The sequence below is a fragment of the Actinomadura parmotrematis genome, assembly GCF_019458805.1.
GTDB lineage: Bacteria > Actinomycetota > Actinomycetes > Streptosporangiales > Streptosporangiaceae > Spirillospora > Spirillospora parmotrematis.
Map to the genome: position 1 here is coordinate 54,776 of NZ_JAIBOA010000015.1, position 15,117 is coordinate 69,892.

Annotated in this window: 15 protein-coding genes; 13 read left to right on the top strand and 2 right to left on the bottom strand. The window is 73.2% G+C overall.

Annotated elements, in window-relative coordinates:
* Positions 1–3: 3 nt before the first annotated feature.
* On the bottom strand, positions 4–720 hold the full coding sequence (locus K1Y72_RS22885) for a winged helix-turn-helix transcriptional regulator (RefSeq protein WP_220168468.1): 717 nt from the start codon (positions 718–720) through the stop codon (positions 4–6).
* 193 nt (positions 721–913) lie between these two features.
* Here K1Y72_RS22885 and K1Y72_RS22890 point away from each other — a divergent pair, with 193 nt between their 5' ends.
* The 10 genes from K1Y72_RS22890 to K1Y72_RS22930 all read left to right on the top strand — a co-directional run bounded on the left by K1Y72_RS22890 (position 914) and on the right by K1Y72_RS22930 (position 7,291).
* Positions 914–1,174, top strand: coding sequence for a MoaD/ThiS family protein (locus K1Y72_RS22890; protein WP_220168469.1), 261 nt, complete (start codon positions 914–916; stop codon positions 1,172–1,174).
* A 123-nt stretch (positions 1,175–1,297) separates the two neighbouring features.
* Positions 1,298–1,993 (top strand): LmeA family phospholipid-binding protein, encoded by a 696-nt coding sequence (locus K1Y72_RS22895; protein WP_220168470.1) that lies wholly within the window; start codon positions 1,298–1,300, stop codon positions 1,991–1,993.
* 55 nt (positions 1,994–2,048) lie between these two features.
* The gene (locus K1Y72_RS22900) at positions 2,049–2,567 is read left to right on the top strand and encodes a sigma-70 family RNA polymerase sigma factor (protein ID WP_308287191.1); all 519 of its coding nucleotides are present in this window, start codon (positions 2,049–2,051) and stop codon (positions 2,565–2,567) included.
* A complete protein-coding gene (locus K1Y72_RS22905) occupies positions 2,564–3,277 on the top strand; it encodes an anti-sigma factor family protein (protein WP_220168472.1) in 714 nt (237 codons plus the stop codon). The genes K1Y72_RS22900 and K1Y72_RS22905 overlap by 4 nt, the downstream gene beginning before the upstream one ends.
* Before the next feature lie 75 nt (positions 3,278–3,352).
* The gene (locus K1Y72_RS22910) at positions 3,353–3,778 is read left to right on the top strand and encodes a TlpA family protein disulfide reductase (RefSeq protein WP_220168473.1); all 426 of its coding nucleotides are present in this window, start codon (positions 3,353–3,355) and stop codon (positions 3,776–3,778) included.
* Between the two features lie 152 nt (positions 3,779–3,930).
* Positions 3,931–3,996: a putative leader peptide gene (locus K1Y72_RS37615; RefSeq protein ID WP_372452972.1), complete on the top strand. Its 66-nt coding sequence runs from the start codon at positions 3,931–3,933 to the stop codon at positions 3,994–3,996.
* 93 nt (positions 3,997–4,089) lie between these two features.
* Complete coding sequence (locus tag K1Y72_RS22915) at positions 4,090–4,527, top strand: DUF4395 domain-containing protein (RefSeq protein WP_220168474.1); 438 nt, start codon at positions 4,090–4,092, stop codon at positions 4,525–4,527.
* On the top strand, positions 4,524–5,363 hold the full coding sequence (locus tag K1Y72_RS22920) for a sulfurtransferase (protein ID WP_220168475.1): 840 nt from the start codon (positions 4,524–4,526) through the stop codon (positions 5,361–5,363). The genes K1Y72_RS22915 and K1Y72_RS22920 overlap by 4 nt, the downstream gene beginning before the upstream one ends.
* A 103-nt stretch (positions 5,364–5,466) precedes the next feature.
* A complete protein-coding gene (locus tag K1Y72_RS22925; RefSeq protein WP_220168476.1) occupies positions 5,467–5,775 on the top strand; it encodes a DUF1416 domain-containing protein in 309 nt (102 codons plus the stop codon).
* Positions 5,776–5,923: 148 nt separating this feature from the next.
* Positions 5,924–7,291: a S8 family serine peptidase gene (locus K1Y72_RS22930; RefSeq protein ID WP_220168477.1), complete on the top strand. Its 1,368-nt coding sequence runs from the start codon at positions 5,924–5,926 to the stop codon at positions 7,289–7,291.
* 61 nt (positions 7,292–7,352) lie between these two features.
* Here K1Y72_RS22930 and eccCa read toward each other — a convergent pair whose 3' ends face one another.
* Complete coding sequence (gene eccCa, locus K1Y72_RS22935) at positions 7,353–11,333, bottom strand: type VII secretion protein EccCa (RefSeq protein ID WP_220168478.1); 3,981 nt, start codon at positions 11,331–11,333, stop codon at positions 7,353–7,355.
* A 186-nt stretch (positions 11,334–11,519) separates the two neighbouring features.
* Here eccCa and eccD point away from each other — a divergent pair, with 186 nt between their 5' ends.
* The 3 genes from eccD to K1Y72_RS22950 all read left to right on the top strand — a co-directional run bounded on the left by eccD (position 11,520) and on the right by K1Y72_RS22950 (position 15,076).
* The gene (gene eccD / locus K1Y72_RS22940; protein ID WP_220168479.1) at positions 11,520–12,905 is read left to right on the top strand and encodes a type VII secretion integral membrane protein EccD; all 1,386 of its coding nucleotides are present in this window, start codon (positions 11,520–11,522) and stop codon (positions 12,903–12,905) included.
* 7 nt (positions 12,906–12,912) lie between these two features.
* Positions 12,913–14,346, top strand: coding sequence for a type VII secretion protein EccB (eccB, locus tag K1Y72_RS22945; RefSeq protein ID WP_220168480.1), 1,434 nt, complete (start codon positions 12,913–12,915; stop codon positions 14,344–14,346).
* A gap of 409 nt (positions 14,347–14,755) precedes the next feature.
* The gene (locus tag K1Y72_RS22950) at positions 14,756–15,076 is read left to right on the top strand and encodes a WXG100 family type VII secretion target (RefSeq protein WP_308287192.1); all 321 of its coding nucleotides are present in this window, start codon (positions 14,756–14,758) and stop codon (positions 15,074–15,076) included.
* Positions 15,077–15,117: the final 41 nt, after the last annotated feature.

A 15,117-nucleotide genomic window follows, 5' to 3' on the forward strand; every position in this document is an offset into this window, starting at 1 on the left:
GGTTCAGGTGGCGACGGGCGCGGCCTCCTCGGTCTCGCCCGGACGGTGGTCGGGGACGAACCGGTAGCCGACGTTGCGGACCGTTCCGATGAGGCTCTCGTACTCGGCGCCGAGCTTGGCGCGCAGGCGCCGGACGTGCACGTCGACCGTCCGGGTGCCGCCGAAGTAGTCGTAGCCCCACACCTCCTGGAGGAGCTGCGCGCGCGTGAAGACCCGCCCCGGGTGCTGGGCGAGGTACTTCAGCAGCTCGAACTCCTTGAAGGTGAGGTCCAGGACCCGGCCGCGCAGCCGCGCGGTGTAGGTCGCCTCGTCGATCGTCAGCTCCCCGCTGCGGATCTCGCCGGGGACGTCGTCGGTCTCGCCGACCGCCGCGGCCCGCCCGACGGCGAGCCGGAGCCGCGCCTCGACCTCGGCCGGGCCGGCCGACTGGAGCAGCACGTCGTCGAGGCCCCACTCGGGGCTGAGGGCGGCGAGACCGCCCTCGGTGACGATCGCCAGCAGCGGGCAGTCCAGGCCGGTCGTGCGCAGCAGCCGGCAGAGGCTCTTGGCCTGCACCAGGTCGCGGCGGGCGTCCACCAGCACCACGTCCGCGGGCGGCGCGTCGATCAGCGCCGAGCCCTCCGCGGGGGCCACGCGCACCGGGTGCAGCAGCAGCCCGAGCGCGGGCAGGATCTCATCGGACGGTTCCAACGCGTTGGTCAGCAGGAGCAAGCTGCTCAAGTGCCGCCTCCTCGCCCCGAAGGGGTGTCCCGGGAACCAGGCGGTCCGCGCCGGCTCCCTGGGAGGCCAGCCGCGCGAACTCCTGGCCTCATCGCCCGGATCCCTCACCGTGAGCATATCCGAGGCGTCCGGCGGGGCAATGGGGGGGATGTCCGCCGCGCGACGGCCGTAGCGCGAATGAGACGCTGGACCCATGGCGACGGGAACGATCCGGTACTGGGCCGCGGCGAAGGCGGCGGCGGGCACGGGCGAGGAGCCCTACGACGCGGCGACGCTGGCGGACGCGCTCGTCCAGGCGTCCGGTCGGCCGGGCCGTGCGGGCGATTTCGCGCGGGTCCTCGCGCGCAGCTCGTTCCTGATCGACGGCGCCCCCGTCGGCACCCGCCCCCACGACGCGGTGGACCTGCCCGACGGCGCGGTGGTCGAGGTGCTGCCGCCCTTCGCGGGTGGCTGAGATCACAGCCGGGCCGCCCGCGCGGGTGACCCCGGGCGCCGCCGGCTCACCCCGCAAGGCGACTCCGCGGGCCCGCCGCGCCCCCTAGGGTGAGGAACGATCACCGAAGGGGCGAGGAGAGCCATGCGCAAGGTACTGCTGGTGTTGCTGATCCTGGTGGCGGTCGGCCTGGTGGTCGCCGACCGGGTCGGCGTCCGGGTCGCGCAGGACGAGATCGGCAAGCAGATCGCCGCCGAGTACCGGCTGGCGCAGCGCCCGGACGTGACGATCCACGGCGTCCCGTTCCTCACCCAGGCGGTGTCGGGGAACTACGACCGGATCGACGTGAAGATCGGCAACTGGACGGAGCAGGGCGTCACCGTCGGCGACGTGCGGATCGACATGCGCGGCGTGAACGCCCCCGTCAAGGAGGTCACCAAGGGCGAGCAGGGGCGCATCACCGCCGAGACCGCGACGGCCTCCGCCGTGATCCCCTACGACGTCATCCGCAAGAACGCGCCCGAGCAGGTCACCAGCATCGCCAAGCAGGGCGACGACCTGAAGGTCGGCCTCGCCGGCACCCTGCTCGGCCTCCGGCTCACCGGCGACGCGGTCGTGAAGGTGACGCCGTCGGCGAAGGGCATCACGATCAAGCCGGTGACGGTGAGCAGCGCCGGTCTCCAGCTGCCCGTCGCGCAGGTCGCCCAGCTCCAGTGGACGGTCCCGGTGACGAACCTGCCCGTCGGGTCGCGCATCACCAGGATCGAGCCGACCGACGCCGGCCTGCGCGTCGCCGCGACCGCCGAGAACGTCGACCTGAACGAGCTCCCGGCGAACTGACCGGAATTCGTCATGGAGGACTGAACCGGTCGTGCCGCGGAGACGTGTCAGTGGTGTGGGTCCCACTGCAGACGAGGCGTTGCTCCGCGCGCTCTACGGCGAGCACGGCGGCCCCCTGCTCGGTTACGTCCTCCGGCTGACCGGCGGGGACCGCGCGCACGCCGAGGACGTCGTCCAGGAGACGCTGCTGCGCGCCTGGCGGCACCCCGAGGCGCTGACGGGGCGCCCGGTGCGGCCCTGGCTGTTCACGGTGGCGCGCAACCTGGTGGTGGACGCGCACCGGGCGCGGCGCTCCCGCCCCCAGGAGACCGAGATCGACGACGAGAAGGTCGCGCACGCCGCCGTCGGCGCCGACGACATCGACCGGGCGCTGGAGTCCTGGACGGTCGCCGAGGCGCTGGCGCAGCTCAGCGCGGCCCACCGGGCCGTGCTGGTGGAGACCTACTACCGGGGCCGGTCGGTGGCCGAGGCGTCCGAGGCGCTCGGCATCCCGCCCGGTACCGTGAAGTCCCGCACGTACTACGCGCTGCGGGCGCTGAAACTCGCGCTGGAGGAGCGGGGGGTGACGCCGTGACCGAATGCGCGCGGACGCGCGGCGCGCTGGGCGTGTACGTCCTCGGCGCGATCGACCCCGCCGAACGCACCGCGCTGGAGGAGCACCTGGAGGGCTGCCCGGCCTGCCGGGACGAGCTCGCCGGGCTCGCCGGCCTGCCCGCCCTGCTCGGCCGCGTCGACGAGCGGCAGATCGAGGAGCTCGCCGGGCCGCCGCCCGAGCTGCTGGAGACGCTGCTCGCCCGCGCCGCCGAGGACGAGCGCCCCGTCCGGCGGCTGCGGCGCCTGCCCTGGACGCCGCTCGCCGCCGCCGCGTGCGCGCTGCTCGTCGCGGGCGGCATCGCCGGCGGCCTGCTCGGCGGCTCCCGCGGCAGGACGGTCAGCGAGCAGCGCCCGGTGCCGCCGGCGTCGGTGTCGGCGGAGCCGTCCGCGCGCGTCGAGCGGCTCACCGCGGTGAACGCGCGGACGGGCGTGAAGGGCTACGTCCTGGTCAGCCGCAAGCGGTGGGGCACCAGCCTGGAGATCTACGTGGCGGGCGTCGCCAAGGGCTCCAACTGCCGGCTGCGGGTGCTCGCCCGCAACGGCCAGCACGACGTCCTCGGGAGCTGGTCGGTGCCCGCGGAGAAGGGCTACGGCGAGTACGAGGCGTCCACCCGGTTCCAGCGCGACGACCTGTACTCCTTCGAGATCGTCACCGTGGACGGGCAGCCGCTCCTCACCATCCCGGCGTGACGGCGCGGGTGCGGGTGCGGGTGCGGGCGCGGGCGCGGGAAGCATTCGGCCGTCCGCGCGGTTGTCGCTAGGGATATGACCGGCGCAATCGTCGCCGTCGCGGTCCTGCTGGCCGCCACGGCCTTCGGACTCATCAAGCGGAAGCGGGACGGCGTGCTGCGCGCGCGCCGCGAGGGGAGCGGTGCCGTGGCCGAGCCGATCGCCGCCGCCGACCTCGGCGCCGACCTCGGCGAGCGGGCGACGCTGCTCCAGTTCTCCAGCGCGTTCTGCGCGCCCTGCCGGGCGACGCGCCGCGTGCTGGCGGAGGTGTCGGGCATGGTCGAGGGCGTCGCGCACGTCGAGCTCGACGCCGAGGCGCACCTGGACCTCGTCCGCCGCCTCGGCGTGCTCCGCACCCCGACCGTCCTCGTCCTCGACGCCGCCGGCCGCGAGGTGCGCCGCGCGTCCGGGCAGCCGCGCAAGGCCGACGTGATCTCCGCGCTCGGCGAGGCCGTCACGTGAGCGGCGCGGGCCGGGGCGCGGGCGCCACAGGATGGGCCATGCCCGCGATGACCTGCAACAAGACGTACGTCACTGTCTCGGGGAGCGAGACGGAAGTGACAGCGCCGCAATGTCGGCTTACCATCGAGGACGTGCGTTACTGGACAGAGCAGATGCTCACGAAGCGTCGCGCGGTGGACTTCTGCCGCGTGGCCGCCTCGCTCTGTCGCGCTGTCTGAGGCATCGAGCCCGCCGCTCCGCCCGGCCGCCCGGCCGCCCGAGCCCTCCGTCCTCCAGCTCCGAACGCACGCTCTCTCCCGCAGGGGAAACCGATGCACGTAGATCCGCGTGGGCAGCGCTTCGGCGCGGCCCTCACGTCGGCCGTCCTCGTCGTGGTCCTGATCACCGGGAGCGGCCCGCTGCTCGCCGTCCAGGCCGCGGTGTTCGCCGCCGGGGCCCTGCTGGGGCTGCGGTTCGCGCCCTACGGGTGGCTGTACAAGGTCGCGGTCCGGCCCCGGATCGGGCCGCCCGCCGAGACCGAGCCCGAGGCGCCGCCCCGGTTCGCCCAGGGCGTCGGCCTGGCCTTCGCGCTGGCGGGCGTGGCGGGGTTCGGGTTCGGGATCACCTGGCTCGGCCTCGGTGCCACCGCCCTCGCGCTGGCGGCGGCGTTCCTGAACGCGGCGTTCGGGTTCTGCCTCGGCTGCGAGACGTACCTGCTGGTCCGCCGCATCACCACGAAGAGTCACTCCGACAGGGAGGTTCCCGTATGAGCCGCACCGACGTCCTGGTGGACGCCGCCTGGGCCGAGGCCCACATCGACGACCCCGGCCTCGTGCTGGTCGAGGTCGACGAGGACGTCTCGGCCTACGACAAGGGCCACATCCGTGGCGCCGTGAAGATCGACTGGAAGACCGAGCTGCAGGACCCGGTCCGCCGCGACTTCGTCGACAAGACCGGCTTCGAGGAGCTGCTGTCCCGCAAGGGCATCGCCAACGACGACCTGGTGATCCTCTACGGCGGCAACAACAACTGGTTCGCCGCCTACGCGTACTGGTACTTCAAGCTGTACGGGCACCAGAACGTCAAGCTGCTCGACGGCGGCCGCAAGAAGTGGGAGCTGGACTCGCGCGAGCTCGTCGTCGACGTGCCCGAGCGCCCGGCCACCCAGTACAAGGCCCAGGACCAGGACCTGTCCATCCGCGCCTTCCGCGACGAGGTCGTCGAGGCGATCGGCAAGGAGAACCTGGTCGACGTCCGCTCGCCCGACGAGTTCAGCGGCAAGCTGCTCGCGCCGGCCCACCTGCCGCAGGAGCAGGCGCAGCGCGCCGGCCACGTGCCGACCGCCCGCAGCATCCCGTGGTCCAAGGCGGCCAACGATGACGGCACCTTCAAGTCCGACGACGAGCTGCGCGCGCTGTACAGCGAGGCCGGCGTGGACCTGACCAAGGACACCATCGCCTACTGCCGCATCGGCGAGCGCTCGTCGCACACCTGGTTCGCCCTGCACGAGCTGCTCGGCCTGCCGAACGTCAAGAACTACGACGGCTCGTGGACCGAGTACGGCTCGCTCGTCGGCGTCCCCGTCGAGCTCGGCGACGCCAAGTAGGACCCGCACGACCCGCACGAACCGCTAGGCCCCGAACCGAGCTTTCCCCCGCTCTCCAGCGGATCAGCGACACCCGCCGTGCCGGCGGAGAAGGAGGATCATCATGACCCAGGGATGCGCAGCGCCCGCGCAGACCGCGCAGCTCCCGGCCACCGTCGACCTCGCCAACGAGGCCGTCATCCAGGGCACCGTCACCCGTGACGGCAGCCCGGTGGCCAGCGCCTACGCCCGCCTGCTCGACGCGACCGGCGAGTTCACCGCCGAGGTCGTCACCGGCGACGAGGGCGTGTTCCGCTTCTTCGCCGCCGACGGCGACTGGACGGTCCGCGTGCTCGCGGCCGGCGGCGTCAGCACCGACAACCCGGTGAGCGCCAGGACGGGCGAGGTGGCCTCCCTGGAGGTCGCGATCTGATCCGGCTCGGTCCCGCCAGGACCCCGCCGCCCCGTCCGGGGCGGCGGGGTCCTGCCGTTGCGGACCCGGGGAGGCACTGGATCCTTTATGCGGCCTTCCCATCGTTTAGGGTTCTTGCCGTTGTCCGCGATGCGGGAGAGGCGAGCGAATGCGTATCCCTGGACTGGCCGCCGGCGCCGGCTGCCTGGCCCTGTCCGCCGTCGTCGCGGCGTCCGCGTCGGCGGTCGCCGCGCCCGGCGCCCCGGGCGCCCCCGGCGCGCGCCCGGCCGCCGCCGCGACGACGAAGCGGCCGACGGCCGAGCCCACGAGGAAGCCCACGAGGAAGCCGACGAGGAAGCCGACGCCGAAGCCCACCAGGAAGCCCCCCAAGTTCGTCGAGGGGCAGGGGACGGGCGGCAACGCCAAGTGCGACCGGGTGGACGGCGCCGCCGCCTCGGCGATCACCGTGGAGCCGTGGGCGCAGCGCCGGCTCGACCTGGACCAGGTCTGGACGACGACCCGCGGCGAGGGCGTCAAGGTCGCCGTGGTCGACAGCGGCATCGACGACCGCAGCGCGCAGCTGCGCGGCAAGGTCGTCGACCGCTACGACGCGACGCGGACCAGCACGACCGACTGCTACGGGCACGGCACCGCCGTCGCCGGCATCATCGCCGCCTCGGACCTGCGCAAGTCCAACGTCCCCTTCTACGGGGTGGCGCCGGCCGCGCGGCTGCTCAGCGCCAAGTTCACCACCGGCGAGTCCGGCAACGGGCCGCTGCTGCCCGGGGCCATCCGGTGGGCGGTCGAGCGGGGCGCCAAGGTGATCAACGTGTCGGTGGACGCGGGCGACACCCCGCAGCTGCGGGCGGCGGTCCAGTTCGCCAAGGCCCACGACGTCCTCATCGTCGCCTCCGCCGGCAACGTCAGCGAGCAGGACCGCGCGAACGCCAAGGAGAGCGAGTCCTACCCGGCGAACTACCCGGGCGTGCTGTCGGTCGCCGCCGTCGACCAGAACGGCAGCATCAGCGATTTCTCCAACATCAAGACCCGCATCGACGTGTCGGCGCCGGGCCAGGACATCATCTCCATCCAGGGCCGCGGCTACATCGGCGGCCTGGAGGGCACCAGCTTCGGCGCTCCCTACGCGGCGGGCGTCGCCGCGCTCGTCCGGTCGCACTTCCCGCGGCTGACCTACCAGCAGGTCATCAACCGGATCCTCATCACCGCCGAGGGCGGCAACGGGCAGGGCAGCGGCCACGGCATGATCAGCCCGTTCGCGGCGGTGACCGCGCAGCTCGACCCGGACGCCAAGGTGGACGCCGCCGCGACCCGGCCGCTCGCGGGCGCGGTGCCGATCGCGCCGGTCCCGCCGACCGACCACCGGACCCGGAACATCGCGTTCGGGATCGCGGCGGGCGCGCTCGGCGCCGGCCTCGCCGTCGCGTTCGGCGGCGTGGTCATCCCGCGCGGACGCCGCCGCGGCTGGCGGCCCGCCCGCGCCGCCGTCCCCGCCGGCGACGACCGCGCCGAGGACTGAGCCGCGCGGGAACGCCGGAGGGGGCGGGGGCCGGCCGGCCCCCGCCCCCTCCGGCGTCCGGTCAGCCCTGCCGCGGGTCGCCCACGAACGCGGTCTGGATGAGCCGCTTGCCCGCGCGCCGGTCGGCGTGCGTGCCGCGGCCGACCGGCTGCGGCGAGGGCCGCACGTCGAACAGCGCGCCCTCGTCCTTGTTGCCCGACATGATCAGCGCGGGGCTGGCCATGTCCTTCAGCCGCTGCATGACCGGGTCGAACATGGCCCGGCCCGCGCCGCCCATGGTGCGGGCGAGGATCAGGTGCATGCCGATGTCGCGGGCCTGCGGCAGCAGCTCGGCGAGCCCGGCGAGCGGGTTGCCCGACGGGGTGGCGACCAGGTCGTAGTCGTCCACGACGAGGAACAGCTCCGCGCCGCTCCACCACGACCGGTTGCGGAGCTGCTCGGGCGTGAGGTCGGACGGGGGCAGCCGGTTCGCCAGCGCCCCGTGGGTGTCCTTCATCAGCGACTGCGCCGCCGTCGACGACGCCGCGTACCCGATGACGTGGTCGCTCTCGGCCGAGTCCAGCAGCGCCCGCCGGTAGTCCAGCATGATGATGCGGGCCTCGTCGGTGGTGTAGCGCGCCTGGACGGACTCCACGAGCAGCTTCAGCAGGTTCGACTTGCCGCACTCGTTGTCGCCGAGGACGACGAAGTGCGGGTCGGCGTCGAAGTCCAGCAGCACCGGGTCGAGGGTGTTCTCGTCGATGCCGATCGGCACCCGCTTGCCGGTCTGGTTGAGCTGCGGCAGCGCCGACACCGGCAGCACGTCCGGCAGCATCCGCACCTGCGGCGCGCGCGGCCGGTCGCCCCACGCCGCCCGCACGCTCTGCACCAGGTGCTTGACGCCGTCCATCAGCGTGGCCGGGTCGGCCTGGCCGTCGATGCGCGGCAGCGCGGACAGGAAGTGCAGGCCCTCGCGGGTGATGCCGCGGCCGGGGCGCCCCTCGGGGACGTTCGCGGCGAGCTTGCGGTCCATCTCCGACTCGTAGGGGTCGCCGAGCTTCAGCTCCAGCCGGGTGGTGAACAGGTCGCGGATCGTGGTGCGGAACTCCGACCACTTGTTGGACGAGGCCACCACGTGGATGCCGTAGCCGAGGCCGCGCGCGGCGAGGTCGGTGACGGTCGACTCGACCTGCTCGAACTCCGACCGGACGGTCAGCCAGTTGTCCACGACGAGGAACACGTCGCCGAAGCCGTCGCCGGGGATCTGGCCCTCGGCGCGGAGCCGCCGGTAGGTGCCGATGGAGTCGATGCCGCGCTCGGTGAAGAACCGCTCGCGCGACTCCAGCAGGGCCGCGACCTCGGCGACGGTGCGCCGCACCCGGTCGGGGTCGAGGCGGGAGGCGACGCCGCCGACGTGCGGCAGGTCCGCGAGGCTCGCCAGGGTGCCGCCGCCGAAGTCCAGGCAGTAGAACTGGATCTCCTGCGGGGTGTGCATGAGCGCCAGCGAGGTGATGAGCGTGCGCAGCACCGTCGACTTGCCGGCCTGCGGGTTGCCGGCGACGCCGACGTGGCCGGCGGCGCCCGACAGGTCCAGCCACATCGGGTCGCGGCGCTGGTCGAAGGGCTTGTCGACGATGCCGGCGAACGCGTGCAGCCGCCCCCGGCCGTCCCATCCGGCGGTGGTGAGGCCGAACTCGGGGGTGTTCTGCAGGTTCGGCAGCACCTGGTCGAGGGTGGAGGGGTCCTCCAGCGGCGGCAGCCAGATCGGGTGCGGCGGCGGGCCGTGCCCGGCGAGCTGCTTGACGACCAGGTCGAACATGGAGATCTGCGGTCCCTCGTCCTCGCGGCGCCGCTGCCGCCCCGGCTGCTCGGGCTGCTGCTGCGGCTGGATGTAGGACGGGGTGAACGGCACGATCTGGCCGGGCCGGCGCGGCGCGCTCGCCTGCTTCTGAGGGTCCTCCTCCGGCTTGTACGGCCCCGACACGTAGGCGGCCTTGAACCGCGTCATCGTCTCGGTGCCGATCTTCAGGTAGCCGTTGCCGGGGGCCTGGGGGAGTTCGTAGGCGTCGGGGACGCCGAGGACGACGCGGGACTCCATGGCGGAGAAGGTGCGCAGGCCGATGCGGTAGGACAGGTGGGTGTCCAGGCCGCGCAGCTTGCCCTCCTCCAGGCGCTGGGAGGCCAGCAGGAGGTGGACGCCCAGGGAGCGGCCGAGGCGTCCGATCATGACGAACAGCTCGGCGAAGTCGGGCTTGGCCGACAGCAGTTCGGAGAACTCGTCCAGGACGACGAACAGGGTCGGCATGGGTTTGAGGGCGGCGCCCTGCTCGCGGGCCTTCTCGTAGTCGCGCAGGGAGGCGTAGTTGCCGGCGGCGCGCAGCCATTCCTGGCGGCGGACCATCTCGCCGTGCAGGGCGTCGTACATGCGGTCGACCAGGGGGAGTTCGTCCTCGAGGTTGGTGATGATGGCCGAGACGTGCTGCAGGCCGTCCATGCCCAGGAACGTCGCGCCGCCCTTGAAGTCGACCAGGACGAAGTTCAGCACCTCCGACGAATGCGTCATCGCCAGGCCGAGCACCAGCGTGCGCAGCAGCTCCGACTTGCCGGCGCCGGTCGCGCCGATGCAGAGGCCGTGCGGGCCGAAGCCGCCCTGCGCGGCCTCCTTGATGTCCAGCTCCACCGACCGGCCGTCGGTGTCCACGCCGATCGGGACGCGCAGCCGGTTGCGCGGCGCGCGCGGGCGCCAGGCGACGCGCGGGTCCAGCGACGCGGGGTCGCCGACGTTCAGCAGCGACGTCAGCGTGGTGCTCGCCGACAGCGCGTCCATCTCCGGGCCGGCGGCGGCGCTCGCGCGCAGCGGCGCGAGCTGGCGGGCCAGGCCGTCGGCCTGCACGTAGCTGAAGTCGTCGGGGCGGCCGAGCGACGTCGGCACGTCCTTGCCGGTCCGGTCGCGGCGCAGCATCGCCATCCGGTCGGCCGCCACGCGCAGCCGCAGCATGGTGTTGTCGCTGGTCGGCGCGGTGTGGCCGGACAGGTCGATGACGCAGACGCCCTCGATGCCGTCCGCGCCGATCTGCGAGTCGGCGCCGACCGCGCCGCCGTCCACGATCACCACGTGGTAGGGCAGGTCGGCCTGCGACATGCCGGGCGTGAACCGCGCCCGGTCCTTCACCTCCTGGCCGAACATGGCCTCCAGCTCGGCGAGCGAGTGCGCCATGAGCCGGACCGGGCCGGCGGCGTCGTGCACGGTCGGGTGCATGGCGTGCGGCAGCCACTTCACCCAGTCCCAGTGCGGCATGTTCTCCGCCGACGCGCACACCCCGACGCGCATGTCGTCGGGGGAGTGGAACGCGGTGATCTGCGCGATCATCGAGCGGACCATGGCGCGGATCGCGTCCGGGTCGCCGGCCGGCAGGATCCGCGCGAACGAGGGCAGCGACACCGACACCGGCAGGTTCGGGACGGTGGAGTGCGCCCGCACGAAGCGGCGGAGCGCGCCCGCCGTCATCGGCTCCAGGTCCTCGATCGGCTTGGTCTCCGGCGGGATCAGCTGCACGGCGAGCTTCTGCGGGCCGGCGCCGATCCGCACGTTGCCGAAGTCGGGGTCGGTGGGGCGGCGCTCCCAGATGCGGGCGCTCATCACCAGCGACCAGAGCGAGCCCGGCTCGGGGGAGTTCCACTCCAGCGACTCGCGCTGCTGGTCGGCGGCGCGCCGCACCTTGCGGCGGGCCTGCGACAGGTAGCGGAAGTAGTCCCGGCGGGCCCCGTTCAGCTTGAACTTGCGCTCGCCCGACCCGCGGCCGAGCTGGCCCACCATCATGCCGCCCATGGCGAGCGCCATCCCGCCGCTGCTCACCATCATGAGCGGGCTGCGCGTCCCGCCGCCGAGGAACATCAGCCCCATCATCAGCGGCATGACGGCCATCGGCAGGTAGGTCAGCACGTTCTGCATGCCGCCGCTCTGCATCTCCGGGATCTCCGGAGGCGATTCCAGGAGCAATTCCCCCTTGGGAGCCGGCGGGGGCTTCCTGCGCTCCTTGCGTTTGACGAGGACAGTGCTCACCAGGGAGTTCCCTCCACGGGACGCTGACTCCGCTGCGTGAGGCCGGTGGAACGCCTGGTCAGCAGAGATACATCGGTTTTTGTGGTGGTTTAGCGTAGCGGGCCGGTGCATTCTAAGCTGCCCCCGATCAGGGCCGTCCGCTGATCTCTGAGCCGGAGAACGGGAGACTCGGTGAATCCCCCCGCCATGACAGAACTGAGCAGGGTCACGATCGTGGCGCCGCGGCGCCGCATCGACGTCTCCCTGCCGTCCGACGTGCCGCTCGCCCACATGCTCCCCACGCTGCTCCGCGCGGCGGGGGAGCAGATGGCCGACGCCGGGCTCGCCCACTCGGGCTGGGTGCTGCAGCGCCTCGACGAGGGAGGCTTCGACCCGTCCCAGACGCTCTCGGCCCTCGGCGTCCGCGACGGCGAGATCCTCTACTTCCGGCCGCGGATGGCGCAGCTCCCGGAGATGTCGTTCGACGACGTCGCCGACGTCATCGCGACCGGCATCAAGGACCGCTCCGACCGGTGGCGGCCCACCACCACCCGCGCCTACGGGCTCGGCGCCGCCGCCGCCGCGCTCACCGTCGGCGCGGCCGTGATCGCCCTGTCGGGGCCGCCGTGGCTCGCGCCCGCCGGCGCCGCCGGGCTGATCGCGCTGATCGGCGTGATCGTCGCGGCGATGCTGTCGCGCGCCTACGGCGACTCGGGCGCGGGCGCCGTCCTCGGCTACGCGATCCTGCCGCACGCCTTCCTCGCCGGGCTCCTCGCGCCCGCCCGCGACCGGACGGCGCTGCTCGACCTCGGCGCCCCGCACCTGCTCGCCGGGTTCGGGGTGCTGACGCTGTTCGCCGTCATCGCGATGTTCGCCGTCGCCGACGGGCTGCCGGTGTTCCTCGGCGCCGCCATCGCGGGCGTCGTCGGCGCGGCCGGCGCCGCCGTCGGGTTCGTCACCTCCGGGCTGCCGGCCGCCGGGATCGCGGCGGTCTGCGCCGTCGTGGTGATGATGTTCATCGGCGCGATCCCCGGCCTCGCGTTCAAGCTGGCCCGGATGCCGCTGCCGCCCGTCCCCGGCAGCGCCGAGGAGCTGCGCCGCGACACCGAGAACGTCGACGGCCGCGCGGTGCTCGCCCGCACCGCCGCCGCCGACCGGTTCGCGACCGGCCTCATCGCCGCGATCGCGCTCGTGTCGGCCGGCGCGATGCTCGCGCTCGCCGCCGCCGGCGGCTGGGCGGCGCGCGCCACGATCGCCGCGATGGCGCTGTCGCTGCTGCTCCGCGCCCGCGTCTTCCGCGGCCTCGCCCAGCGCGCCTGGATGCTCGTCGCCGGCCTCACCGGCCTCGGCCTGCTCGCGCTCAGCGCCGCCGGCACCGGCGACCAGTACGTCGTCCTCGCCGCGACGCTGGTGCCGCTGCTCGCCGTCACCGGCATCGTCATCGGCGTCACGATGTGGCTGCCCGCCCACAAGCCCACCCCGTTCTGGGGCCGCGCCGGCGACATCCTCGACATCCTCGTGATGATCGCGCTCATCCCGCTGGCGCTCGCCGTCCTGGACGTGTTCTCCCGCGTCCGCGGCCTGGCCGGGTGACGCGCGGATGCAGAGCAGACGCGACCTCTACCAGGCGCACCGGCTGATGCAGCAGCGCGTCGGCCTCGCCCTCCTCCAGGGCGAGCCCGACATCGCCGAGTCCCCCATGAAGCGGCTCTCGGTCGGCGCCTTCTCCGGCGTCATGGTCGCCCTGGTCGTGGTGGCCGTCTTCGGCATCTGGGGCCTGCTGTCGCCCGGCGGCGCCAGGGGCCTCGACCAGCCCGGCAAGCTCATCATCGAGAAGGAGACCGGCACCAAGTACGTCTACGACGCCACGACGAAGAAGATGTTCCCGGTCGCCAACTACGCCTCGGCGATGCTGGCGCTGAACTCCGACAAGGTCGAGACCCGCTCGGTGTCGCGCAAGTCCCTCGCCAGGTTCGCCCGCGGCCCGATGATCGGCATCGTCGGCGCGCCCGACTCGCTGCCCGACACCAAGAGCCTCGTCCGCGGCCCCTGGTCGGTGTGCGTGCGCGAGGCGCCCGCCGCCAACGGCGTCAAGCGGAACTTCACCGCCCTCGCCGCCGGCACCAAGGTCGGCGGCCGCCCCCTCGGCGACGACGAGGCCGCCGTCGTCCAGACCGCCGGCATCCCCTGGGTCATCTGGAAGGACCACCGGATGCAGATGGGCATCGGCGCCGCCCAGGTCACCGCCGTGACCGGCGGCCCGACGGCGGCGGAGGTCCCGGCGTCCTGGCTCAACGCCATCCCGGCGGCCGGCGCGTTCAAGGCCCCCGACGTCCCCGGCCGCGGCACCCCCCGCTCCGGCCCCGGCGGCCGCCCGGCCCGCGTCGGCCAGGTCTTCAAGGCCGACACCGGCGACGGCCGCCCGCTCTGGTACGTCATGCTCCGCGACGGCCTCGCCCAGATCAGCCAGACGCAGGCGCAGCTGCTGCTCCGCGACCCCGTCACCACCCAGGCGTACGGCGGGCAGACCGTGCAGGCGCTCCCGGTGGACGTGGCGTCCGCGCAGCAGGCCGCGTCCGCGACCAGGCTGCTCGACGACAAGCTCCCCCCGAACCTGCCGAAGTTCCTCGCCTGGGATCCCGCGACGCCGCTCTGCACGGTGTTCCCCGTCGGCTCCTCCACCGGCCGCCTCACCGTCGGCGGCAGCCTCCCGGCCCCGTCCACCGGCACCCTCGGCGCGGGCTCGGCCGGCTCGGCGACCTCGGTCGACCAGATGGTGCTGCCCCCCGGCGGCGCCTCGCTGATCAGCCTCGTGCCGACCGGCTCCACCACCGGCACCGGCTCGGGCTCGCTGTCGCTGGTCAACGACCAGGGCGTCCGGTACGCGCTGCCGTCGGCGGACGTGGCGAAGAAGCTCGGCTACGACGCGGGCAAGGCCGCGCCCGTCCCGGCGTCGGTGATCCAGCTCATCCCCTCCGGCCCGGCGCTCGACCCGGCGCTCGCCCGCCAGCCGGTGTCGTCCGCGCACGGCTAGCCCGGCACGGTAAGGGCCGCCCCGGCGGCCCTTACCGTGTTTTCCGTAAAGGCCCCTCGACTGGCGCCGACCGGCATTGTCGAAATGCCATCCGACCTGCACCGGACGCTTCCCGGCCACCCGCCCGGACCTGCGAACGCACCGGTCCGGGCACCGTCCGTAGTGATCCGCGGGCTGACCAGCGGGAATGATCGGCAGGGTGACAAAGCGTCCGGTGTCGCTCAAAATAACTAGCGATAGTGCGGAACCCCCGGCTCCCCTATTACGTCGACATAGCTGGCGAAGAACCCATATGATCGTTGGCATTTCGCGTGACAGGTGCTCCCCCTGGGCCACGCCCGGCCTCCGGAGTGCCGCCTCACCGTCGTGTGACGCGAAGTGATCCAGCACTCGTGATGGAGGTGACACTGTGGCCGGACAGTCCGCAGTAGACAGAGCAGCAATGGCGCAGGCGGCCACGCGGATCCAGGACTCCGCAGGCATCGTCAAGGGCCTGCAGAGCAACCTGGAGGGCCACAAGTCCTCGCTGATGTCGGGTTGGGCGGGCAACGCCTCGGTCTCCTTCGACCGGGTCTTCAACGAGTTCCAGCAGGACATGAACAAGGTCCGCACGGCGCTGGAGGGCATGCACGAGAAGCTCGTGCACACCAAGGTGCAGTACGAGAGCACCGAAGAGGAGCAGACCGAAGCGGTCAACAAGATCAACTCGCTGCTCAACGGCGGCACCTGATCCCCCTCGTCTCCCCGCCCCCATCCCCACCTCCGGAGGAC